At 61.0% G+C, this 23,491-nt stretch carries 22 protein-coding genes and 1 pseudogene; 4 read left to right on the top strand and 19 right to left on the bottom strand.

Annotation, left to right across the window (positions count from 1 at the left end; all coding sequences use genetic code 11):
• Positions 1–10: 10 nt before the first annotated feature.
• The 8 genes from ACXYX3_RS15295 to ACXYX3_RS15330 all read right to left on the bottom strand — a co-directional run bounded on the left by ACXYX3_RS15295 (position 11) and on the right by ACXYX3_RS15330 (position 9,647).
• The gene (locus ACXYX3_RS15295) at positions 11–664 is read right to left on the bottom strand and encodes a transglutaminase-like domain-containing protein (protein ID WP_046190477.1); all 654 of its coding nucleotides are present in this window, start codon (positions 662–664) and stop codon (positions 11–13) included.
• Positions 661–2,118, bottom strand: a complete 1,458-nt coding sequence (locus ACXYX3_RS15300) for a cytochrome P450 (RefSeq protein WP_458608108.1) — start codon at positions 2,116–2,118, stop codon at positions 661–663. The genes ACXYX3_RS15295 and ACXYX3_RS15300 overlap by 4 nt, the downstream gene beginning before the upstream one ends.
• 115 nt (positions 2,119–2,233) lie before the next feature.
• Entirely contained in the window at positions 2,234–3,769 is a 1,536-nt protein-coding gene (locus ACXYX3_RS15305) for a flavin-containing monooxygenase (RefSeq protein WP_046190475.1), read from the bottom strand.
• Between the two features lie 61 nt (positions 3,770–3,830).
• On the bottom strand, positions 3,831–4,796 hold the full coding sequence (locus ACXYX3_RS15310) for an alpha/beta hydrolase (RefSeq protein ID WP_083070860.1): 966 nt from the start codon (positions 4,794–4,796) through the stop codon (positions 3,831–3,833).
• Positions 4,793–6,310, bottom strand: coding sequence for a flavin-containing monooxygenase (locus ACXYX3_RS15315; RefSeq protein ID WP_046189499.1), 1,518 nt, complete (start codon positions 6,308–6,310; stop codon positions 4,793–4,795). The genes ACXYX3_RS15310 and ACXYX3_RS15315 overlap by 4 nt, the downstream gene beginning before the upstream one ends.
• Positions 6,311–6,359: 49 nt before the next feature.
• Positions 6,360–7,859: a flavin-containing monooxygenase gene (locus ACXYX3_RS15320; RefSeq protein ID WP_046189498.1), complete on the bottom strand. Its 1,500-nt coding sequence runs from the start codon at positions 7,857–7,859 to the stop codon at positions 6,360–6,362.
• The gene (locus ACXYX3_RS15325) at positions 7,856–8,779 is read right to left on the bottom strand and encodes a hypothetical protein (RefSeq protein WP_012394817.1); all 924 of its coding nucleotides are present in this window, start codon (positions 8,777–8,779) and stop codon (positions 7,856–7,858) included. The genes ACXYX3_RS15320 and ACXYX3_RS15325 overlap by 4 nt, the downstream gene beginning before the upstream one ends.
• A gap of 1 nt (position 8,780) precedes the next feature.
• On the bottom strand, positions 8,781–9,647 hold the full coding sequence (locus tag ACXYX3_RS15330) for an SDR family NAD(P)-dependent oxidoreductase (protein WP_458612101.1): 867 nt from the start codon (positions 9,645–9,647) through the stop codon (positions 8,781–8,783).
• A gap of 129 nt (positions 9,648–9,776) precedes the next feature.
• Here ACXYX3_RS15330 and ACXYX3_RS15335 point away from each other — a divergent pair, with 129 nt between their 5' ends.
• On the top strand, positions 9,777–10,409 hold the full coding sequence (locus ACXYX3_RS15335; protein WP_109370774.1) for a TetR/AcrR family transcriptional regulator: 633 nt from the start codon (positions 9,777–9,779) through the stop codon (positions 10,407–10,409).
• 166 nt (positions 10,410–10,575) lie between these two features.
• Here the strand turns inward: ACXYX3_RS15335 and ACXYX3_RS15340 are convergent, their stop codons facing one another.
• Positions 10,576–11,379: a metal-dependent hydrolase gene (locus tag ACXYX3_RS15340; RefSeq protein ID WP_016889186.1), complete on the bottom strand. Its 804-nt coding sequence runs from the start codon at positions 11,377–11,379 to the stop codon at positions 10,576–10,578.
• 139 nt (positions 11,380–11,518) lie between these two features.
• On the opposite strand from ACXYX3_RS15340, the gene ACXYX3_RS15345 reads away from it, so the two are divergent.
• Complete coding sequence (locus ACXYX3_RS15345; protein WP_012394821.1) at positions 11,519–12,208, top strand: TetR/AcrR family transcriptional regulator; 690 nt, start codon at positions 11,519–11,521, stop codon at positions 12,206–12,208.
• Between the two features lie 162 nt (positions 12,209–12,370).
• Here the strand turns inward: ACXYX3_RS15345 and ACXYX3_RS15350 are convergent, their stop codons facing one another.
• Positions 12,371–12,679 carry a PaaI family thioesterase gene (locus ACXYX3_RS15350; protein ID WP_012394822.1) on the bottom strand — a complete coding sequence of 103 codons (309 nt, stop codon included), beginning with the start codon at positions 12,677–12,679 and terminating at the stop codon, positions 12,371–12,373.
• A 36-nt stretch (positions 12,680–12,715) separates the two neighbouring features.
• Between ACXYX3_RS15350 and ACXYX3_RS15355 the strand changes: the two genes are divergently transcribed.
• Positions 12,716–13,000, top strand: coding sequence for a hypothetical protein (locus ACXYX3_RS15355; RefSeq protein ID WP_012394823.1), 285 nt, complete (start codon positions 12,716–12,718; stop codon positions 12,998–13,000).
• A 333-nt stretch (positions 13,001–13,333) separates the two neighbouring features.
• On the opposite strand, the gene ACXYX3_RS15360 is transcribed toward ACXYX3_RS15355, so the two are convergent.
• The 7 genes from ACXYX3_RS15360 to ACXYX3_RS15390 form a co-directional block, all read right to left on the bottom strand.
• Positions 13,334–14,434, bottom strand: coding sequence for a BtrH N-terminal domain-containing protein (locus tag ACXYX3_RS15360; protein ID WP_046188921.1), 1,101 nt, complete (start codon positions 14,432–14,434; stop codon positions 13,334–13,336).
• Positions 14,435–14,711: 277 nt separating this feature from the next.
• The gene (locus tag ACXYX3_RS15365; RefSeq protein WP_046188899.1) at positions 14,712–15,818 is read right to left on the bottom strand and encodes an NDMA-dependent alcohol dehydrogenase; all 1,107 of its coding nucleotides are present in this window, start codon (positions 15,816–15,818) and stop codon (positions 14,712–14,714) included.
• Positions 15,819–15,864: 46 nt separating this feature from the next.
• The gene (locus tag ACXYX3_RS15370) at positions 15,865–17,481 is read right to left on the bottom strand and encodes a fatty acid--CoA ligase (protein WP_081288818.1); all 1,617 of its coding nucleotides are present in this window, start codon (positions 17,479–17,481) and stop codon (positions 15,865–15,867) included.
• A gap of 48 nt (positions 17,482–17,529) precedes the next feature.
• Complete coding sequence (locus ACXYX3_RS15375; RefSeq protein WP_016889191.1) at positions 17,530–17,940, bottom strand: SCP2 sterol-binding domain-containing protein; 411 nt, start codon at positions 17,938–17,940, stop codon at positions 17,530–17,532.
• 261 nt (positions 17,941–18,201) lie between these two features.
• Positions 18,202–19,404, bottom strand: coding sequence for an NAD(P)/FAD-dependent oxidoreductase (locus ACXYX3_RS15380; RefSeq protein ID WP_046285459.1), 1,203 nt, complete (start codon positions 19,402–19,404; stop codon positions 18,202–18,204).
• Positions 19,401–20,741 (bottom strand): cytochrome P450, encoded by a 1,341-nt coding sequence (locus ACXYX3_RS15385; RefSeq protein WP_046285458.1) that lies wholly within the window; start codon positions 20,739–20,741, stop codon positions 19,401–19,403. The genes ACXYX3_RS15380 and ACXYX3_RS15385 overlap by 4 nt, the downstream gene beginning before the upstream one ends.
• A 71-nt stretch (positions 20,742–20,812) precedes the next feature.
• Positions 20,813–21,133 (bottom strand): 2Fe-2S iron-sulfur cluster-binding protein, encoded by a 321-nt coding sequence (locus tag ACXYX3_RS15390; RefSeq protein ID WP_012394830.1) that lies wholly within the window; start codon positions 21,131–21,133, stop codon positions 20,813–20,815.
• A gap of 162 nt (positions 21,134–21,295) precedes the next feature.
• On the opposite strand from ACXYX3_RS15390, the gene ACXYX3_RS15395 reads away from it, so the two are divergent.
• Positions 21,296–22,261 (top strand): helix-turn-helix transcriptional regulator, encoded by a 966-nt coding sequence (locus ACXYX3_RS15395; protein WP_059087303.1) that lies wholly within the window; start codon positions 21,296–21,298, stop codon positions 22,259–22,261.
• A gap of 68 nt (positions 22,262–22,329) precedes the next feature.
• Here the strand turns inward: ACXYX3_RS15395 and ACXYX3_RS15400 are convergent.
• Together ACXYX3_RS15400 and ACXYX3_RS15405 are read right to left on the bottom strand one after the other, a co-directional pair.
• Positions 22,330–22,754 (bottom strand): annotated as a pseudogene (locus ACXYX3_RS15400) (IS1380 family transposase); the annotation flags it as partial.
• A gap of 147 nt (positions 22,755–22,901) precedes the next feature.
• Positions 22,902–23,480 carry a TetR/AcrR family transcriptional regulator gene (locus tag ACXYX3_RS15405; protein WP_174682934.1) on the bottom strand — a complete coding sequence of 193 codons (579 nt, stop codon included), beginning with the start codon at positions 23,478–23,480 and terminating at the stop codon, positions 22,902–22,904.
• Positions 23,481–23,491 lie beyond the last annotated feature (11 nt).

Consider the following 23,491-nt stretch of genomic DNA (forward strand, 5'->3'; position numbering starts at 1 on the left):
CATCGGCCCTTCAGGCGAACAGGTCTGGATGGCGACTCGCATCGCCTATGAGCGTCCCGTAGTGGGTTCTGAGCGCTTGCAGGATCTCTGCCAGCGGTAGATCGTCGAAGGCGCCTCGATCCCTCAGATATTCCATGTGTTGTGTGCCGTCACCGGCGAACCCGTGCAGCAGGGCGTCTGTGCGCCCGTCGAAATCAATTGGCGGGACGCCGAACCGTGCGCATAGCTCGCGATTGAACGCCGGAGTTGCCTTGACCCAGACACCGCAGAGATGCATGAGGCTGTATCCGTGGTAGACGAAGACGTCGGTACCGCCCATCCGCTCACGCAATGTCTCGGTCTGAAGGTGGTTTCGGACATCGGCGAACCCCAGCCGCGCTGGGATGCCTGCTGCTCGGCAGGCCGCCGTCAAGAGCACCGCCTTCGGGACGCAGTAAGCGCGGTCTGCAGTTGCGATGGTGCTGGCGCGATACGCATGCGGGTCATCGGTCACGGTGTAGGGGTCATACCAAATCGAGTCGCGGACCGCAGTGAAGATGGCTATGGCCTTCATGGTGTCGTCGACCGCGCCGCGGGTCGCCGATGCAACGAAGTCGCGTACCGATTCATGTTGCCAATCGAGGAACTCCGTGGGCTCCAGGTAAGGCGAGTTCTCACCGCTCATCGGTGCCGCAACGTCACAGGCAGTCCGTCCACGGGAATGGGCAGCGAGGTGTTGTCCCAACGCACGTGATAGTCGTTTGGGACCGTCCAAGCGTAGGTACGCAACATCTGGTGCAGGATTGCCTTCACCTCGAGTGTGCCGAACTGCATCCCAATGCATTTGTGCGCCCCCCCGCCGAACGGCACCCAGGCGAATCGGTGCTGTTGGTCCTCGCGCCGGGGCTCATCGAAGCGCGACGGATCGAAACGGTCCGGGTCGCTCCATATTCTGCGGTCGAAGTGATTTACGGCGGGTGTGATTGCGCACAAGGTTTCACGGGGGATGTGATAGCCGTCGATGGCGACATCACGGACGGTCTTGCGCATCACCAGCGGAACGGGCGCCAGCAGACGCAGAGCTTCTTTGAGGATCAGATCGAGGACCGCCATCCGCTCCAGTTCGTCGATATCTGGCGAATCGTGACCGAAGGACCGCGCCTCCGCCGCTGCCTTCTCCTGCCACTCAGGATGTTTAGCGAGGAAGTAGGTGACAGCAGTGGTGGTGATCGTGGAGGTGTCATGGGCGGCCATCATGAGAAAGATCATGTGGTTGATCACATCCTCGTCGGAGAACCGTTCACCGTCTTCTGTGGTCGCCTGGCAGAGGGCGGCGAATAGATCGTCGGTCTCGCCTGCACGCGCGGCCGGCAGGTGTCGGGAGAAGTAGTCCTCCAACACGCGCCGCCCATGCACGCCGGCGCGGAACCTGGTGCCCGGGAGTGGAACTCGCACAAAGGAACTCGCCGCGCGAACAGTGGACACGAACGCCTCGTTGACAGCAGCGCTCTCGTCCTTGCCGCGGCCACCCATGAAGACATCCGTGGCAATATCGAGGGTGAGATTCTTCAACAACGGGTAGATCCGGACCGACGGACCGGTCGGCCACGCGGGCACGGCTGCGCGAACGCACGGGGCCACCTGCCCGACATATCCGGTCAGGCGAGGACGCGTGAACGCCTCCTGCATGATGCGCCGGTGCATCAAATGTTCGTCGAAGCTCATGAGCATCAACCCGCGATGGAAGAAAGCATCGATCAGGAAGGACCAGCCATCTTGAGAAAAGGCCTTGGCTTCGCTTGTGAACGCCTCACGCGTTGCGTCTGGACCGGCGATGACCACCATTTTGGTACCGAATGCGCCCATCCACGACACCGAGCCCAAACGTTCGTAACGCTCCCGACTGAATTCTGAACCAAATCGGATGTAGTCGACAGTGTGCCCCAGCAACGGGAGTCCAGCGTCCCCTAGGACGGCTCTCAGCCCAGATCCGGCGGGGGCCGGCGCAAGTTCCCGGACTCTCCAGTCCCGACTCCACTGTCGCCATTTGTCATCGACGACGCGGGGGGCGGGCGCCAACAGGACAGACGTCAACCGCTCCTTGGGGTGACGCGTGATTGCGAGAAGCTGATTAGCCACGATGCCTCCTGGGCGCTCTGCTGCACGGATATCTGGTAGTAGTTTACATAGATGTGCTGAATGTCAATATTCGAACAGTTAACAGTGAAATGTTAGACACCGCCTGCGACCCGGATCATCTGCGCAGCCTCGCGCGGTTCTCACTCGGGCCGTCTAACTGAAGGCGTTCAACGTGCCTGAATAGATAATCGTGACTGCGTGGTTTGCGGGTGAGGATCCGGTAGGCAAATGTAGGCCCAGGCCAGTTCGTCGGGATCGCGCCACTCGAGGTCGTGTACCAGCTCGCGCAAAGCGCCCACACCGACCTTCGCAGCCGCCGGCTCAATCGTGTGTTGTAGCTTTGCTCGATGTCTGGCCTGACGTCGACCGTACGCCCTGGGTCACTCGCCAAAATCTTGATGAGGGCACCGACATAGCGGACCTGAGACTCGATCATGTAAATGATCGACCCGGAACCGACATTCGTGTTCGGGCCATAGAGGAGAAAGAGATTCGGGAACATCGGGACTGTAATGCCCAGGTATGCGTGCGCCTGCGTCCCCCACACCTCGTCCAGAGTCACTCCGCCCCAGCCGCGAACACGCATCGGGGCGAGGAAGTCGGTAGCGCGGAAACCTGTTCCGTAAATGACGACATCCGCGCGATGGAGTACGCCATCGTCGGTCACGACTCCCTTGTCGCAAAGCTTCGCAACCGCGTTGGTCACCAACGAGACTTCACCGTTGGCAATCGCGGGGTAGTAATCATTCGAGAACAACACCCGCTTGCACCCCGGCGCATCTGATGGCGTGAGTTGCCGGCGCAGCATTGGATCGGCAACCTGCCGATGGAGGTGGTAGCGGGCGACCGCGCCGAGAATGCGTGACAAGGGCTTCGCGTCGACCAACGTCACTGCGAGCACTTCAAAAATCAGCCATACCGCGAAACGCTCAAGACGCAGCCACAGCGGCAGAACCTTAATCAGCTGTTGGTGAAGACGTCCGTACCTGCTGTCCCACTTCGGCAAAATCCAAGGCGCCGTGCGCTGATACAGCGTTACGCGCTGTGCCTCGTGTGCGATCCGTGGCACAAACTGTATCGCGCTTGCGCCTGTCCCGATGACGGCTACTTCCTTGCCGCGCAGCGATACCGAATGGTCCCAACGCGCCGAATGAAAACGCGGCCCCTCGAAGGTGTCTTCGCCGGCAATATTCGGCGTATGAGGTCGCGAGAGCTGCCCCACGGCCGAAATCACGACATCGCACCAGATCGTCTCGCTGGATCCGGTCACCAAACGCCAACGGCCGGCCTGTTCATCGAAGGTCATCTCGACGACTTCGGTCCGCGTGCGCAGCTGCAGGTCCATTCCGTCGGCCAGGACGAGTCGGCGAAGATATTGGAGTATCTCGGGCTGTTCTGCATAACGTCTCGACCAACGAGTGTTGGGCTTGTCCGAGAGTGAGTACAACGCTGACGGCACGTCGCAAGCCGCTCCTGGATAGGTGTTGTCGCGCCAGACGCCGCCGATGTCTGCAGCCTGTTCCACCATGGTGAAGTTGGTGAATCCGTCTCTCTTCAGCTGATGGGCCATGGCGATACCCGCGACGCCGGCCCCGATGATCACTATCGACGGATCGTGTCCTCGGGGATCCCTCGCAAAGCCGCCTGTCATGAGACAGCTAAGAAGCAGTTGATGGCGCGGTGGCAGTGGAGCATCCACGGTCCCAACACTTTCACCGGTGGGCCGAAGCTTTCAGGAAGTTTCCAGCGCGGTGGATCGCCTCACGAGCCTCGGGCAGGATTCGGAACATGGCTTGGAACACGTGGATCTGTCCCCGGTACACCTGTATCTCAACGCTTGATCCGGCCGATCGGAGACGGTCGGCAAGATGCCTCGAGTCATCGATCAACATTTCTCTTCCGCCTACCTGAATCAGGATCGGTGGCATGGACCTGAGGTCTGCGTCGAGCACGCTGAGTCGCTCATTGCGGTGATCTGCACCAGCCACGTACAGGTCAAGAGCGCGGGCCGCGGACCGAGCAGAGGCGAAAGGATCACGGCGGCGAAGTTCGCGTGCCCTCGCGAGTTCACATGTCAGATCCAGGACCGGAGACATGAGAAGCATCGAATCCGGCAGCGGCAGTCCGTCACTACGTGCGCCAAGGGCGGTGGCCATCGTGAGCTGGCCGCCCGCCGAGTCCCCGGCCACCGCAACACCGCGTTCGCCGGAAGCCGATGGCTGCCCGGTGACGAGCCAGCGGTATGCGTTCAGTGCATCGTCGGCGGCAGCGGGAAAGGGATAGCGTGGAGCTAGCCGATACCTCACGGCAAAGATGGGCCGACCGCTCGCGGAGGCAAGTTCACCGAGCAGGCCGCGGTGGGTAGCCGGTGAGCACATGGAGTAGGCGCCGCCATGAATGTAGAGCAACGGAACCGCGTGTGGATCGACCGCAGGAGAAGTGATCCAATCCCCGCGTATCTGATTCCCGGCGAACTCGGTATCTATTGTGCGAACCGCCACGCTTCGGCGGGGCCGCGATCCCACAAGCGCCATCCGGAGTACGCGATCCATCACCGCGAGGCCGTGGGCGCTCGACGGGATGAGTTGCGACAGCGGACGCAGTGTGTTTCGCGAAGTCATTGCCACGAAATGACTTGCAAGACTGGGGCGCCGGTCCGCCGCATCAGTGTTGGTCACCGTGCGCCAACGGATTCTGCGCGACGTTCAAATCGGTAATCGGAGAGCCGGAAGGTGCGGCTACGCCAGTAAGTCTCCAGGGTAGTTGACGGACGCAACGGAACATCGCCGTGTTTGTCGAAATAGTAACTGTTGGCATTGGAACAGCTCGGCTGCCAGAAAACCTGTCGATGTCGGCGGCTAATCATGTCACCGAAGTAGCGGTCGTTCGCCTGCTGTCTGACCTCTACGTGATCAGCCTTCAGCGTGCGCGCACGACGAAGACAGCGGACGATATGCCGACTTTGCGCCTCGATGAGTGTGAAGTACGAGGAGCCGTTGTAACCATAGGGGCCGAAGATATTGAAGTGATTCGGGAACCCTGGGACGCTCACACCCTCGAAGGCTTGGAGGCGGTGCTCATCCCACCAAGCAGACTGCTCCACTCCACCGCGTCCCTTCAGCACATAAGTCGGCATATTGCCCGACTCCATCACTTTGAACCCGGTGGCCAAGACCATGACATCGATCGGATAATTCTTGCCATCTTCAGTGTGAACCGAGGCATGGTCGACATGGGTGATGCCGCTGGTCTCGAGCGAAACATTGCGACGGTTGTACGTCGCGAGATAGGAATTGTGGAAACTCGGTCGCTTACAACCCAACGAATAGCGAGGAATGAGTTGGTCTCGAGTCACCGGATCATCGACCGCCCGACGCATATAGCGTTTCGCCGCCTCTTCCATGAGATCCGACACAGGGATCAACGAGTGAAAATGAGCTGCGATGGGAAATGTGAACTCGACGAACACCTGACTCGCAGTGCGCGTCATCAGCTGTGCCCCCGGCACCAACCGCATCACTGTCGCGGCCCAGCTCGGTATGGAGAAATCCGGCTTCGGCAAGCAGTAAATCGGCGTTCGCTGGAATACCGTCAGACTTGATGCGATCTTCGCGACTTCGGGAATCAGCTGCACCGCAGATGCCCCAGTCCCGATCACCGCCACCCGCTTACCGGTGAGATCTTTCGTATGGTCCCATCTGGCCGTATGCAGCGTCACGCCGGCGAAGTCGCGCACTCCTGGAATATCAGGCCACTTCGGCCGACTGAGGACGCCAGAGCAATTTATCACAAAACGCGCGGTCAGATTCTGACCAGAGGAGCAGCTCAGCCGCCATAGTGCTGCGCATTCGTCGAAACAAGCCTCGTCCACAGTCGTGTTGAACCGGATGTAATTTTGGAGTCCGTATTTTTCTACGCACCGCTCTGCATAAGCCTTCAGCTCATTCCCGTGAGCATAAGTTCGTGACCAGGATGTTCGCATCTCATAAGAGAACTGGTAACTATAGGACGGAATATCGACCGCTATTCCCGGATACGTATTCCAGTGCCATGTACCGCCGACGCCATCGGCTTCATCGACTACCAGAAAATCCGTAAATCCGGCCTTCAACAGGCTGATCGCTGTACCAATCCCAGAAAACCCGGCTCCGACTATTGCAATTTCGTAGTGCTGCCCAGACTCAGAACCCATTACTTCCTCACGTGCGCTTCGATGTCCAACCTATATCCGCTGCTTCGGTTCAGCGTGTTTGTGTCAACTTCAGGTCAGCATCGTCACGCCGAGTGATCTCGTAATCGCGCATATCCAGACGGGACAGTTCCCTAATGAACTGAGTCGCAAAGCCGGGATACATCGTGCCGTTATAGCCATCCTCCGTCAAATACCAGCTGTTGCAACCCGAGTTCCATGTGGTGCGCCGTAACCGCCGCTGAATATTGGAGTGGTACGCGTTTTGGCTATTCTCTTTCACATCCAGGGTATGGACTCCGTTGCCTTGGTCGCGCAAGAGCTCGATTGCTTTTACGATGTAATCGATTGCCGCCTCCATATATAGAAGAGCGGAGTTGTGGCCAGGACCGGAATTAGGCCCGAAAGTGAAGAACAAATTCGGATAGCCGGCCACACTCACGCTCTTGTAGGCAAATCTCCCCTCAGACCACTCGTCTTCGAGTTTTCGCCCGTCGCGCCCCCGGATCGGAAATGGCGTACCGCGTTTACACACATCGAAGCCTGTCGCGAATACTATGCAGTCCACCTCATGCTCGATGCCGTCGGCGGTTCGAATTCCGTTCGGAGCCAGTGTGGCGATCGGCCAGCTGACGAGTTTGCAGTTATCGGCCTGGAGCGCAGGGTAATAGTCGCTAGTCATAAGCATGCGTTTGCACCCAGGTCTGAACTGCGGCGTTAGTTGACGTCTCAACCAGGTGTCCTTCACCTGCCGACGCAGATTCGCCTTTGCGACCGCTTGGATGACAGATGTTGCAGCGGTATCCCAAACCATGCCCACGGCCATGACCTCATGCGCCCAAAACCACGCACCTCGTAGGGCCTGTTCGGTTGCCGGCGTGCGCTTGAAAGTCGAACGCGCCCAGGCCGGATGCCGGAAATTGACCCTCGGTAGCACCCAACCGGGCGTCCTCTGAAACACCTTGACCGACGCCGCCAACCCGACTAATTCGGGGATGATCTGCACAGCGCTCGCCCCGGTCCCGATAACCGCCACCCTCTTACCGCTCATGTCATAGGAGTGGTCCCACCGAGCACTGTGAATCTTTTTCCCCTCGTACGACTCGATGCCACGAATATCCGGGAAACTGGCGTCAGCAAGTGGTCCGCTAGCCATCACGACTGAACGGCCCCGATACCGCCTGCCGCCGGTCGTGTCGACAACCCACTCTCCGGCATCCTCGTCGAATTCCAGTGCACTCACGTCCGCACCGAAATGAATGAACCTCCCAAGATCGTATTTCGCGACAATCGCGTCGATATAGGCGAGGATCTCTGCGCTCCCCGAGTATGCGCGAGTCCAGCCTGGGTTCGGCTCGAACGAGTAGGAGTACAGCAATGACGGAATGTCGCAGGCGGCGCCGGGGTAAGTGTTGTCACGCCAGGTGCCCCCGACGCGATGTGATCGCTCCAAGATGACAAAGTCGTTAACGCCCGCTTGAAGCATTCTCATCGCCGTACCGATACCCGCGAAGCCGGCGCCGACGATCAAAGTCGTTACCGTGTCCGTCATTTAGCGACCGGTTCATAGGTCAGTTCATCCGTCCATGAAGGCGGTCGCCCGAGTACTTGCACGGGGAAGATGTCGATCGCATTGCCTAAGCGCTGGGAAACGAAGTGAAGGGGTTGGGACCGCTTGATCGAGGAGGACATGTGGGCCTTCAAGATGTGATATCCAGGCACCCTCCGCGTGTGCTCACTGCGGTCCCCGACATTGCCATATCGCGTCACCGCGTTGTACAGCTTCTCTTCGGATAGCCCCATCGCGTTGAGATTCATCAACATGCGCGTGAGAAGCGGTATATACAGCAACGCGCCAGTGAGAATACGGGGGTCCATCACAGCGCCGACCGTTTGGATTGCATGGATTCGCATGGGACTGGCGCCGAGGTCATTCAGGACTTGAAAACCTACTGCAAGGTGCCGCGATTCGTCGCTGTTGACCTTATTGAATACTTCCCCGCAAATTGGGTCGTCGACCTCATCAAGGAGAAATTTCAGCAGGGCCCCGTCCAGCGCGGTCTCCAGTGCGGGAATCGCGGCGCCGATGACAGTCAGAGGAAGAGCCTCAGCGTACCGATCTAGCCACTCGATCACGAGACGGATGTTCTTATTCGGTACAGGCTTTTCGCCTTCCTCGATCATGCCCCAGCGACGCATCAGAGCAAGTTCGGCGTTGGCGTGACGCTGCTCCTCGGCGTGAAAGTAACGGTAAATGTCTCCGAGCGCTTCGAAGGGCGCCTTCGGGGCCATCGCAGCAAAGGCGCGCGCTCCGACATGCTCAATCCACACCACGTCGGACATGAATTGCTTGAGTTTGGGACGCTGTTCGTCGGTGATCAACTCCGCACCAGGGGCGCCCCAATCGATATCGGCGAGAGCCCATTGCTTGTTCTTGATCGTCTCGAGCATGTCGCTATATGCGAACGCCATTTCACTGCTCCCTCTGTTCGGCTGGATCGTTCCATGAGGCCACGCGCTCCACCAGCCCCAACGCCCGCGTAAACTGACCGGGTAAAGCTCTTTTCAGTTGCCACAAAATTTTCGCGTCCAGTTGGGGCACTACATAGATTTGTCCGCGATCGTGCGCGTTCAAGGTCGTTCGAGCCACTTGATCCGGCGAAATGCCGGTCCACCTCACCAGGTTGGTCGCGAGTTTCGCCGCCGACTCCTCAATCTGAGGATTTTTGGCGATGTTCGTCTTGACGAAGGTGGGGCAAAGCACTGTGACATTGACGTTAGTACCGCTCAGTTCGGCCGCCAAGGTCTCGGACAGAGCGAGCACTCCGGCCTTACTCACGTTGTATGCCCCCATTCGGGGCGCCGAGCCGAAACTCGCGGCGGACGCCACATTGATCACTCCGCCACGGCCGTTGCTCCGGAGCCGGGGAACGAAAGTCTCGCACCCGTAGATAACACCCCAAAGGTTGACAGAAATCGCAGCGTTCCAGTCCTCGACCGACGTAGCGCCGATGCGATTGCCGCCCGCACCGATTCCGGCGTTGTTGATCACCAGGCTCGCCGCCTTGCCAAACCAGTCTTCACTGGCATCAGCGAGGTTACGGACCTGCTCAAGGTCGGTGACGTCGCATACGACGTCGAAACCCTCGCCGCCGGCCTGCCTCACCAACTCGGCCGACTCTTTCGCAGTGATGGGGTCTTTGTCCGCACACACAACACGTCCACCTCGGCGTGCAAGCTCAACGGCGAACGCGCGGCCGATACCGCTCCCTGCGCCTGTGACTACTGCGTGGGCGCGGTGGGTTCTACCTGGTGAACTACCGAACGGCAAGAACCTCATCTGCTTGCCTTTCGGATCGCGACACTGATTTCCGGTGCGGGAGACCATTGATTTGGGGGCATCAGCCACCATTGGTGTCGCATGCCACCAGTTTGGTCGTGAGCCCGACGTTTTGTCAAGATGTTTGATGTGCGGTCGAGAAACACGCGCTGGGGTGGTCGGACCGGTGCTGAGCGTCGAGCAGAGCGACGGCAGCAATTGATCGAGGCTGCGACCGAGATTTGGAGTGAGAGCGGTTGGGCCGCAGTGACTATGCGCGGCGTGTGCGCCCGGACAGGGCTCAACGATCGATACTTCTACGAGGACTTCAAGACGCGCGAGGATCTTCTCGTCGCAGCGTGGGATGGCGTTCGCAATGACATGCTCGGCGAGGTTTCCGCGCTCTTCGACGAGCGTGTGGATCGGCCGCCGATCGAAACCATCACCGCGGCGATCGCCATCGTGGTCGACCGGATCGCACGCGATCCTGGCCGGGCGCACATCCTCCTCGCTCAGCATGTAGGTAGCTCACCGCTGCAAGATCGCCGCGCTGTGGCGCTGCAGGACGCAACGCAGTTGGTCGTCGAGGCAAGCCGGCCACATCTCAGAGAAGACGCCGACGAGACGGCCCTTCGTATGGACACTTTGGTTGCGGTGGGGGGGTTCGTCGAAGTCATCACGGCCTGGCACTCCGGTTTGCTCGCGGTGACCGAAAAGGAAGTGGTCGCGCACACGAGCCGACTGGCTGAAACCTTGGCTCAACGCTACGTCGTCAGCGGCTGAGGCTTAACCTTTCCGTGAGTTTCGAGGCCGACTGCACTTGTCTGTATGACTGTCGCCTTGACCCGCCACCGGGCATCCAATCCGTGACGACAGGCGCGCTGTCGCTTGTTTGGAGGAACGACGCAGAAACAGTGTCTTTCTGCGTCGCCCTCCTCACGCACTTTTGCTACCCCGGCTGAGCGATGACCTTCTGTGAGCCGTCTTGGTCGAACAGTTCCTTGCTCCATCGCTCCAGGACCGCGGTGCTGTCCCAATCATCAGGGTGGAAGCCGGGGCGGTTGTACGAACGGAATCGCTGCAGCGCATCGGCGGTGAACATCGGGGTGCGACTGAAGCGACGTAGGCTACGCACCAACGTGACCGGGTTATACGAGGCCTTGTCAGAGGCCATCGACAGCGCAGTCTGCAGAATGAGTTCGCCGAACAGAATTGCAGAGGCGATCCGCATGCCCCGTACGCGGGTGCGCTCGGTGCCTCCAATCAGCCGATAGGCGTCGAAGGCGACGGCTTTGTGCTCCGACTCCTCGAACGCATGCCACAGCAGAATCGGTCGAACCTCTGTCTGTCCGATGAGCTTCTGCGCGTCATCGCTGGTGAGAATGATTTCAGCGAGCGTCGCGGTGTAGTGCTCCAATGCAGAGGTCATCGACAGCCGCATTTCTGGCGAAAAGCGCCGCTCCAATCGCTTGATCAGGCGTGCGACGTGGCGGTCGATCCGCGCGGTCGGATAACCCATGGCCTGGAGCCGTTCGTTGAGGAGCCGATGCTGGTGTCGGTGTGTGGCCTCTTGCCCGATGAAACCCTTGACCGCTGTCAGCAATTGGGGATCGTCGATGGAACTCTGGAAATACTTGACCGAGCGGATGAAGAAGTCTTCCCCTTCCGGGAAGGTCGCAGAAAGCACCGAGATGAAATGGCTCATCACCAGGTCGCCATCCACGAAGTGTCGCCGCTTCGTGGAGGTGGGCATGGGGAAACGAACGCGCCGGGGTTTTGGCAATACACGGCTCTTGGTCGAGGCTCGATCTTCCGGCATCTTGACGGGGTCCTTCCTCCGTTGCGTGATCTGACTTTAGGCCTTGTCACATGAGACTGCCAGAATGTAGGGCATGAGTCCAGCACGTGTTTATGGCGGGCTGTCCGCAACTCAACGCGATGCGCAGCGCCGCGCACTGCTGATTGACGCCGCGGTCGCGCTCATGGGCAAGCAGGGAGCCGCCGCGTGCACCGTGACCGCTGTGTGTACGGAGTCAGGAGTGACGAGCCGGTACTTCTACCAGCAGTTTCGCGACAGAGACGCGCTCCTGCGTGCGATGTTCACCAAGATCTCCACCACCTTCCAAGCCGTGATCACCAAGGCGATACCGGATGACACCGTTGCTCCTCAAGAACTCGCTTACGCTCCGATAAAGGCCCTGGTTCAGATGATCGAGAACGATCCCAGCATGGCCCGCATATTGTTTGTCGAATCGGGCGCTGAACCCCTGCTTCGGCAGCTGCGAAGCGAACTGATGTCCGAATTTGCGGAGCTCGTCCTCAGAGAGGCCCGCCTGCATCTCGATATACCCAGCGAGGTGATTCAGGTCGCAGATCTCGCCGCTACCTACGGTGTCGGGGGCCTGTTCGAGATTCTCCGTCGCTGGATAGACGGACAACTAAACCTATCGACCGAAGTGCTTATCGAGCATTGTGCGGGTTTTCTCGGCAGTCTTGGCCTGTATACCCTCGGCCAGAAACCTGACCCGGCCGCTTCGCACATCCAGGTCGATATCAACTCCCCGGCGGGCCACAACAGATGAGACCGGCGGTATTTTCGCCGACACGCTGCGGCGTCACGCTACCGAAGGCTGGTACACCACGATGTGGTCGAGTACGCGTTTGCTTAGCAAACCCCCTGTCGGCCCCGGTTCAATCCTGAGCAGCCTGCGCCGGTTGAAAAATGAGCAGATTTACGGGTTGAGTCATCCTTCCCAGGGTGGTCGCGCAGTGCAGCGTATTGACGACGCCTTCTGTATGGAGCTAGTGAAGTGATCCAGCGTGACGACGACGAATAACCCGGACGCGGACGCGACCAGCTGGCCGGTGGCTTCCTCGCGCAATTCTGTCCGCACTTCGAGTTTCCGGCCGGTTCTGGACACGAGCTCCGCGCTGACCTCGTAGGGAACCCCCAGCAATACCGGCGCGAAGAACTCGGTGTCGAGCTTACGGGTGACGGCCATCTCACCGACGACGTAGAGCAGCATGCCCACCGTGTCGTCAAGAACCGTCATGACTGCGCCGCCGTGTGCGATCCCGGGTGCGCCGCGATGTCGGCCGTCGAAGATATGCCTGGCGCCCACCCCGTCGCCACGCCGACGCGCTCGCAGGCGATGACCGTGCGGATTGTCTGTGCCGCAACCAAGGCACCACGGATGGTGCGCATCGAGGTAGTCGCCGTCGGCGGCGATAACACGATTCTGAAAGTTATGCCACCACGCGATGGCCGAATCTTCTTCCGCTTGCTCGTCGATGACGAAATCCTCCTAAATAGGACCACGCAGTGCATGGACCACCATGCGACTGAAGAACTGCGCCGACGTCGGCTGGGCTGATCGCCCGAAGAGTATGTAAAGGACTCGTTAGCCCGCCGAGATCATCGCTGCGGTACACCTTCCAGTTCCGTCACTATCAGCCATTTGGTCCTGCCCCGCAATACGCCCTCGACGCTGTCGCCGCATAGCTCGCCCGATAATGCTCGGGGTCGTCGTCGGTGCTATAGGGGTCATACCAAATCCTGTCCCCCACAGCGGTGACGGTCAACCTCGCCTTCTGCACAAGGGTCACGAACGTCACCGACCGCGTTCTGGGCGAAGCGCTGAACATCGTCATGCTGCCAATCGAGAAACCAGTAGTCTTCAGGAAACTCGATTGATTTGAAGTGCCACTCACGGATAGCCTTTCAGATGAGCTTCGATGCCGGTATCGACAGTGCCAACGGATCGACTGGCCGTTTCGAGGGCTTCGACGAGGCGCGTTTCGGCGTCCGGGATCGTCGCGGCGACTTTGGCCGCAGCTAGACTACGACTCCGTAGCGATGTGCCGGCATCCGTGGCTGCGGCCGCAAGCGTAGACCACGCTTTGGAAGCATGTCGGGCCGCGGCAGCCGCTTCGGCAGTGGCGGCGTCATCTAGGAGATCGGCGATGTTCTGGCAACCGTCTGCCTGCAGCGTACGAAAGAGCCCGCCGCCGGTACCGGCTTTCTCGATGAACGCCCCGAGCCCGAACAATGCCGCGGTCAGGGCATCGTCATCGAACAGCGTTGGCCAATGCCCTACGTCATCGGCGAAGTCCTGCACACCCTTCAAACCGGAAGATTCGACTTCAGCTGCCTCGATGCGCAGTAGCGGCGCACCTACGGCACCGCCGCGCATGAACGCTGCGCTCGCGGCGAGTGCAGCGGCCGCGATCGGCCCAAGGTCTGGCACTCGCTCTGGCCAGTCGACGTGATATGTGGTGTGCCGGGTAGGTGTGGGAAACCCGACCGAGGACCGCGCCCGGCGTAGGTCGTCGTAGGCCACCGTCTGGGTTGTCTCGCGGTCATTATCGACCACATAGGCGACCCGTTGTTCGTCATCGTATCCGGTGATGACAATGTCGTGACGGCTCATGTGCAATCGGACGCGCAGGTAAGGAAGTTCGCCGATGTCAGCCCAGACCATGACGGGTCGACCTTTGTCGATTTCGTCGGTCACAAATGCCCATCCCACGTCCGGGTCATCGGTCGATCGCACGACGAACTTTGCGCCAACCCGGGAGAGGTAATCCTGTTCCAGGTCGCTTCCTCGTCCTACCAGGTACACCTGGGGGAACAACTGCGTAGAGCGGACGTACGAGAAGTCCAAGGCTCCGCCGAGGGTGAAGACCAATCCTTCACTGAGTGCTTCTGTCCCCCATCCGAGTTGGGCCCATTCAGTAAGGTCACGAAGCGCACCGGAACCACAGTGCCCTCCCCTCCTATGGGGATAGGGAATTTGAATCCTCGTCATCGCCGCTTCCTTCCTTGTCAGTAGCACTGTTGAGACTCGTCAAAAGCTACGTTTCATCACGGCTTCCCGGCTGACAGTAGGTGCCAACACCAACACGCGTGACCGCAGCCAACCTCAGCCGCGCATCTCGACCGCCTATGGCGATGGGGCACATTGACTTTCGATCGCTAGTCCTGCATCAACACGTCAACGGTAAGAGCCACAGACGCGCAGCACTCAACCGTTGTACTCAGCTCGCTTGCTCCCGTGGTCGCGCTCCCGCGCTTCGGCTGCTTTATCAGAATCGGATGAGTCCTCGGATGTTGCGGCCCGATCGCATATCCGCGTAGCCTTCGTTGATCTGATCGAGGGTGTACTCACGGGTGATCAGCTCATCCAGCTTGAGGTGTCCGGCGTTGTAGAGCTCGACGAGCCGCGGGATGTCGTGGGCGGCGTTCGACGAACCGTACAGAGCGCCGCGGATCTGCTTTTCATACAGCGTCAATTCCAGCAGTGAACCCGACATCGAGGTGTCTTCGGGGTGCCCGATCGCGGTAACGACCACACGGCCGCGTTTACCGACCAAGGACAGCGCCTCGCCGATGTAGGACCCTTCGGCGACATCGGTGGTCAAGACGCAGACATCGGCGAGTTTGCCGCGGGTGATGTCACTGATCAGTGACCAGGCCTCGTCGATCGTGGCAACGGCATGCGTCGCACCGAAACCGCCGGCTTGTTCACGCTTGAACGCCACCGGATCGACAGCCACGATGTTCAACGCGCCCGCGATGCGGGCACCCTGAATCGCATTCATGCCGATGCCACCGGCTCCGATCACTACCACGGTATCCCCGGCACGCACCTCACCGGTGCGCACCGCCGACCCGTACCCGGTCGTCACACCACACCCGATCAACGCCGCCTTGTCCAGCGGTGTCCCCTGGTCGATTTTGACCAGAGACGCCTTGGGGACCACGGTGTATTCCGAGAACGTGCCCAGCAGGCACATCTGGCCGACGTCCTCACCCCGGGCATGGAAACGGTAAGTGCCGTCGATCTGGGGTCCCATCATGAGCGCGGCACCCAAGTCGCACATGTTCCCCATCCCCCGCGCGCAATAGGAACAGTGCCCACACGACGGCAGGAACGTCAGGATCACCGAATCGCCCTCGGCGACGTTCTCGACACCCGCACCCACTTCGACCACGGTGCCGGCACCCTCGTGGCCACCGACGACGGGCAGCGGAATGGGCAGGTCGCCGGTCACGAGGTGTTCGTCGGAATGGCACAACCCGGTCGCGGTCAGCTGGACGAGCACTTCATCGGGGCCGGGAGGATCCAACTCGATGTCCTCGACTTCCCACTTTTCTCCTAGGCCCCACAGCACTGCAGCACGTGTCTTCATGTGTGTCTCCTTAACGTCAGTGTTTCGGTCGCAGTGGATTGATGATTCACGCCAGCGTCTCGATGATGAGGTCACCGTCGCCGAACTGGCGGCGCAGCTTCTTCTTGTCGAACTTGCCAGTGGAAGTCAGCGGAATGTCGGTGACGAACGCCCACCGTTCCGGTAGCCACCACTTGGCCACCCGCGCACGCAGAAATTCGGTCAGCTCCGCCGCGGTGGCGGTGCGGTCGGCAGCCAGGACGACCACCGCCAGCGGCCGTTCCTGCCACTTGTCGTCGGGCACTCCAATCACCGTGGCGGTGCGCACCGCAGGGTGAGCGGCCAACTCGTTCTCCAATTCCACCGAGGAGATCCATTCGCCCCCGGACTTGATGACATCCTTGGAGCGGTCGGTCAGCGCGATGAACGCGTCCGCGCTGATCGTCCCGACGTCCCCGGTACGCAACCACCCGTCCGGCGACGCCGCCGGACTGTCATTCTCGTAATACGACTGAGTGATCCACGGGCCGCGGACTTGAATCTCCCCCACCGATTTTCCGTCCCACGGTTGTTCTGCACCGCTGTCATCGACGATGCGGGCCTGCACACCGGCCACCACCCGGCCTTGGGTTGCGCGCAGGTGAAGCGACCTCTCCGGGGTATCAGAACTCCGCGGCAGAGCGACCGAGGCCAGCGGGGAAGTCTCAGTCATCCCCCAAGCCTGCACAATGCGGATGCCCAGCTCGTCATAGGCGGTCATCAACGACCGCGGAACCGCCGAACCACCGCAGGCCACCATCTTCAGCGAACTCACGTCATGGCCGGGATTGTCGCGCAGGTAGTGCAGAACATCGGTCCAGATCGTCGGCACCGCCCCCGCCATCGTCGGTCGCACCGCCTCGATCATCTCCACTAGAGGCCCCGCCTGCAGGAAACGGTCAGGCAGCAGAAGCTGCGCGCCGGCCATCATCGCCGCATACGGCAACCCCCACGCGTTGGCGTGGAACATCGGAACGATCGCCAACACCGTGTCGTCATGACCGATGCCCAAGGCATTCGAGGTGCACGCCGCCTGCGAGTGCAACCACGTCGAACGATGGCTGTAGACAACACCTTTCGGGTGCCCGGTGGTACCGCTCGTATAGCACATCGCTGCGGCCGACTGCTCGTCGACGTCGGGCCAGTCGAACGTACTCGACTGGGCGGCCACCACATCGTCGTACCGTAGGACGTCCTTTCCGCACCCCTCGACCGCGGCAAGATCGCCGGTTCCGGTCACTAGCACCGTGCGCACCGAGGTCATCGACGGCAACGCCGCCGCCAAAAGGGCCAGCACCGTACTGTCGACGATGATCACCCGATCCTCGGCATGATTGGCGATCCACGTCAGCTGTTCCGGCGGCAGCCGCAGGTTCAACGTATGCAGCACCGCGCCCATCGACGGCACCGCCGCGTAACAGTCCAGATGCTCCTGGTTGCTCCACTGTAACGTCGCGACACGCTCATCTCCACGGATGCCGATCTGGCGCAGAGCATTTGCCAACCGTGCCGCACGCTCACCCACCTCGCGATAGGACACCCCAGAGATCTGCCGGGGTCCGCGCGCAGTCAGCACCTCGCGATCGCCATGAACTGCCGAAGCATGGGCCACGATCGCGGGCACAGTCAACGCAACGTCCTGCATCGTGCTCCTCATCGCACACCCGCCCTACAGCCCGCGGTGAGGCGAGGGTCACGCATCGATGAGGTCCTGCCGATTCTGGCTCTCCAGCATCAACCGGTACTCGGGGAACAGGTTCTTGGCCTGCGGGATCAACTTGATCAACTTCGGCACCGGACCTTTCGCACGTACCGTTCCCTTGGCCATCGCCATCGTCAAGTTCACCTTCCCCAACCAGAACTTGTTCCCCGTGTCTGCCGACATGAACAACTCCACGTTGGGCACCGCGGTACTGGCCGCTCCGGTCTCCACCACCTTGTTCGGCATGTCCACCGTCACAACCGCATCCGGATCTGTGTAATGCACCCGCAACACCACACCCGAATTCGCGAGCTTGTCCGCCAGACCTTCCTTCTCCAAACCCCGCCGAAAGATCCCGCCCAGGAAGGCATAGACCTCGTCCTCGTCCCTAAATACCGCCACCGTCAACCTCAACTAACCTCATTGTCAGAACAGAACAGAACAGAACAGGCACCGACTTCTGACGCTGCTCCTCCGGATAGAATCGTCATGCTCGTTGGGAAACCCCACTAGGTCCTGATGCGCTGCGCCAAGGCGACCGCCGGGCAGCCGCTAGCGTTCCTTTGCCAGCGGGGCTGGATGGCAATTGTCACTGAAGTACCTCTCCAAGACACGCGTCGCATCCGCCGTCGTCGTTCCCACCGCCTACGCACCGCCGGCACCTCAGTCCGAGCCGGCGAGCACCAGTTCGGCCCGTTCGACGGCGACTTGCTGCGTGATGACCCGCTTGCTGAACATGAAGTCGCGGGGACGGTTGATGCAGTCGGCGGCAATGAGCTCGCCGGCACGGAGGTAGAAGCAGGTGAAGTCGCGGTCCCGGGTCGGGTCGCCGCTGAGGACGACCTCGTCGTACCCGGTGTTGAGACCGGCGATCTGGAGCTTGAGGTCGTATTGATCTGACCAGAACCATGGAAGGGCCGCAATCTTCTTGGACTTCCCACAGACGGTCGCGGCGGCGACCTTGGCCTGCTCGGCCGCGCTCGGCACGGACTCCAGGCGGATGCGACGGCCGTAACGGGCCATGTCGTGGCTGGCGCAGTCCCCGGCGGCCACGATGTCGGGGTCGCTAGTCCGGGCCCGATCGTCGATCACGACGCCGTTGTCGACGACCAGGCCCGCGGTGGCGGCGAGCTCGGTGTTCGGCTCCACGCCGATGCCGACAATGACGAGGTCGGCGGGAATTGATTCGCCACTGGCCAGGATTACTTCGCGGACCCTGCCGTCGCCGGACAGAGCCTCGACCAGCGTGCCCGTCCGGATGTTGACGCCCTCCTCCCGGTGGATCCGGTCGAAGAACTCCGATACCTCCGGGGCGGTGACCCGTTCAAGGACGCGCCCGGTCGCCTCGAGCAGGGTGACCTCCAGACCCAGTGCACGCAACGAGGCGGCTGTCTCCAGTCCGATGTAGCCGCCGCCCACGATCACCGCCCGACGCCCGGGGCCGGCGGCCTCTCGGATCATCTCGCCGTCCGCGGCGGTGCGTAGGTAGAAGACTCCGGCCAGGTCCGCTCCCGGGGTGGGGAGCCGACGAGGCCGGGCGCCAGTGCACAGCGCGAGCTTGTCGTAGGGCAGTGCGTCGCCGGTACTCAGCACGACATGACCAGCCGAGCGGTCGATCGCCGCCACCGTCGCATCCAGGAGTCGGATCCGCTGCTTGGCGTAGAAATCCGAGTTGCGGATCGCGAGTTCGGCCAGTTCGCATTTGTCGGCCAGGTACGACTTGGACAGCGGGGGCCGCTGGTAGGGCAACGCCGACTCATCGCCGACGAGGACGATCTCGCCGTCCCACCCTTCTCGGCGAAGACTGGCGGCGAGCTGGGTGCCCGCGTGGCTGGCCCCCGCGATGACCGCTCGCTGCACGGTCATGCGCCACCTTTCGGGATGAGGCGGACCATCAGCTTACTGATCCCCCTCACGAAGTTGGACTGCACGTACTCGGGCTCACCGACGACCTCGATGTTCTCGAACCGCGGAAGCAGCTCCTCCCACAGGATCCGCAACTGCATCTCGGCCAGCCGGTTACCCATACAGCGGTGCACGCCGAAACCGAAGGAGATGTGGTTACGGGCGTTGGCCCGGTCGATAATCAGGTCATCGGGCCGATCGAACACGCGCTCGTCGCGGTTGCCCGAGGCGTACCACATCAGGACCTTATCGCCCTTGCGGATGAACTGCCCGTTGAGCACAGTGTCGGCCTTGGCGATCCGGCGCATATGCGCGAGCGGGGTTTGCCACCGGATGATCTCCGAGACCATGTTGGGGATCAGCTCGGGGTTCGCCTTCAGCTTCTCAAACTGGTCAGGGAACTCGTTCAGCGCCAGAACACCACCGCTCATGGAATTGCGGGTCGTATCGTTGCCACCCACGATCAGCAATACCAAGTTGCCCAAGAACTCCATCGGGCGATCGATCAGGTCCTTGGTGCTCTCGTCGCTCTGCAACATGGTGATCAGATCGAAGCCGGGCAGCTCTCCGGCAGCTTTCCGGGCTGCCTTGTCCCGCCAGTGAGCGCTGAGACCTCTAGCCATATCGACCATGCCGCGAAATATCTCGTCGTTGTCCGAGGGCCCACCGTTGGCTTGCTCCATGGAGGTGGCGAGATCGGACCATTGGACGAGCTTGCGCCGCTGCTCGTACGGGAAGTCCAGCAGCGTGGCCAGCATGCGCGCGGTTAGCTCGATCGAGACGTGCTGCACCCAGTTGAACGGTTCGCCAAGCGGCAGAGCGTCGAGCACGTCTACCACCCGCTCGCGGATGAGGCCCTCCATCTCACGCAGGTTCTTCGGTGCGACCACACCCTGGACAGCCTGCCGTTGCCGGTCGTGTTTCGGGGGGTCCATCGCGATGAACATCGCAATGTCGAGGAAGCGCGGCGGGCTCCCGATGACGATGAACGGCTCGGAGGAGAAGACCTCGTGGTTCTTGTCGACGGCCACGATGTCGGCATGCCGCGTCACCGACCAGAACGGGCCGAACGCGCTGTGGGCCTGATAGTGCACGGGAGCCTCGTTGCGTAGGCGCTCGTAATAGGACTTCCAGCGACCCTGACGATAGAGGAAAGGATTGCTAAGGTCGATGTCGGTCAGTTCAACCTCGTCAGCCGGCGGGATCGGTCGCTCGATGAAGATTTTTTCACCGTTGGTGCCGGTGACCCAGCGCCGCGTTCTGTCGTAGAGGTGGGCGCCCTGGATTATTCGGTCCATCGGAATTGTTGCCTGAGCCTTGGCAGTGACTGCCTCGCGAATATTGCTCACGTCTCACCTCTCTTTCGTCATCACAGTTGGAACTCGGGCAGATGGACGATCAAACCGTCCCACGCCTCAGAGACCTGCATCTGGCAGGACAGCCGGGAGGTCGGCTGACGCTCGGGGTTCATCGCGAGCATCTCCTCTTCATTGGCCCCGGAGAGGCCGACCCGATCGGACCATTGCGGATCGACGATCACATGGCAGGTGCCGCACGCGGCTTCGCCTCCGCAGTCGCCGTCGATGCCGGGCACCGCATTGTTGGTCGCGACCCGCATCAGTGACTGACCTTCCTCGAGAGGCGCCTCATACTTCTCGCCGCCGTGGGAGACAAATGTGACAACTGCCATAGCCAGGCTCCTTGCGTGTCCTCAGTTACTTGACACAAGTCTTGCGCCAGATGAGCGCTGCGGCTATGTTCGCCGGAGTCAGAAACTTGTGATTTCGGCTCAAAGGGGCCATGGTCAGTGAACCCCAATGACGCGGGTGTGCCCCCACTCGCATTCGTGCAAATGCTCGAGAGCCCGGCGTTTGACCCAGACGCCGTCGCGCGGCTTCGCAACATCATGGCTCGCGAAGGAACCGACGAGGCGACGCTGATTCAGCGTGATGTCCAGGCCCCGTTACGGTGGTTTCGTGAGGCGTACCCCGGTCTAGACATCGATCAGGCAACGCTGCTCGGATTTGCGTTAGCCGAACAGGCACAGTTGACGTCCTTCGGCCCGCTGAGTGTTCCGCTGGTCAGCGCGGGCTCAGTGGCCGAGATCGTAGAGCTGCTGACTTATCTGCCGTTGATCACGACGGCTGTCAAAGCACAGTTTCATCCAGATGACCAAGGCCTCACCGTCGGGCTCTGGGGACACACCAGCGATCGGGCCCTGGACTGCCTCGCCGTCACGTACGCCGGGTTGGCGTTGTTGCGACTGCTGGACATGCTCGTCCGTGCGGCGCCGACCCTCACACTCCACTTGAGTTGGCCAGCGCCCGCCGCCTTGAAAGATCGCGAGGACGACCTTACCGCCGGGCGCCTGTTCTTCGACGCTCCGATGTCCTTCCTCCATGTTCCCGCGGACACGCTCAACGAGGTGTGCCGGTTCTCCGATCCCGTCGCATACCGACTCGCCATCGTCGATCTGCAGCGAACTCTCGACCAGCGGAGCGAAACCACGTCGTTCTCGGAGAAGGTGAGACGGCTGCTGCAGAAGGAGCCCGGACGCCGAAGTAAACATTGGTTCGCACATGAGCTGTCAATGTCCACCAGCACACTCAAGCGGCGCCTCTCCGAAGAGGAGACCACCTTTCGCGAGTTGCGCCAAGCATTCCTGCGCGAGCGCGCGATGCTGCAGCTACTCGACCGATCCCTATCGGTGAGTGAGATAGCCACGGATCTCGGATACAGCGACCTCGCCAACTTCTCACACGCCTTCAAGCGATGGACCGGCCGCTCTCCGAGCGAGTTCCGGCTCTCACCACATTGAGCTGTCCCGGCGGGTCCGGAGATCCGACCTTTGCGGCGTCTTTCTGCAGCGTCGCCTCTCCCCGGGTGTTCGATGGAGGCCCGAGCCTGCGCGCCGGGCAGCAGATTCACCCGGTCACACAAGCCGGCCAGATGCTCGGCCAGCACCGAATCCAATTGGCGGGCATGACCGAAAGTGAACTCCCGCAACAGCGTTCCCATCGTTGACGGGGGATACACCCGGCGGAAAAAGGGATTTATGCCGCCAGCGCGGACCAGGTCGACATCATCGATGTAATCCGCGCCCGCTTACATGCTCGCGATCAGGGTGGCCAGTTTCGGAGCCGGATTGGCCGACCTCGACTTGACCCTGGGAGCTGCGATGTGAATCTTGTTGGCCAACAACTCCGATAGGCCTGCCTGCTCAGCCAGCGCCATCACCGGCACCAGGCCCGCGCACGACACCAGATATCCTCATCGAACACATCGGACCGCGGGGTGAACGTGTGGGACACTCGCGCCGGAAGTGCCGTTCTCGAACTGGACCGATTGTTGCCTGAACAATATCAATCTTCCCAGCTCAGAACGCACTTTCCTTATCCCGACACCCCGACAAACAGTCCATTGTCAGTGGATCGAGGCCAAGACCGCTCAAGTCACAGCTATCTATAGCCAACGCCGAGGTAGCGGAGCGCCACCCGCGAGATCCGCGCACCCGTGGTGGCGATGTCCGCGGAGGGAAGAACGACGTGACTCACGGTGAGCCGCACCAGAACGTCTGCGACCTCCTCGACGTCTTCGGAGTCGAGATCGGCGAAGTGGTCGTGAAACCACGCGACCAAAGCCGCGGAGGAGAGCTGGAGCAGGGACGCCGATGTCGGCAGGAGAGGAAGAACGCCCGTCGTCGGCGCACCGGCGCGATCATCCCCTGAGTGGTTGGACGTCAGCACCGACTTCAGGAGCGGACTGGCTTCTGCTTCACGCAGGGTGAACCGCACCGCTGCGGTGATGCCGCCCTGAACGTCGCCGGTGTGTTCGGCGAGAATGGCGTGGATACCCTCCAGGAAGCGCTGACCCTCGGCCACCACGAGCGCGTCACCAAGTCCCTGCTTATCGCCGAACTCCTTGTATAGCGTCGGTCGGGAGACGCCGACAAGTTCGGCGACCTCACTCACTCGGACTTGTTCCCAGCCCTTCTCAATGGTGAGTTCCCGTGTCGCCCTCAAGACCTGCTCGCGGATATGTCGGCGAA

This window comes from Mycobacterium sp. Panama NTM2, assembly GCF_054355555.1.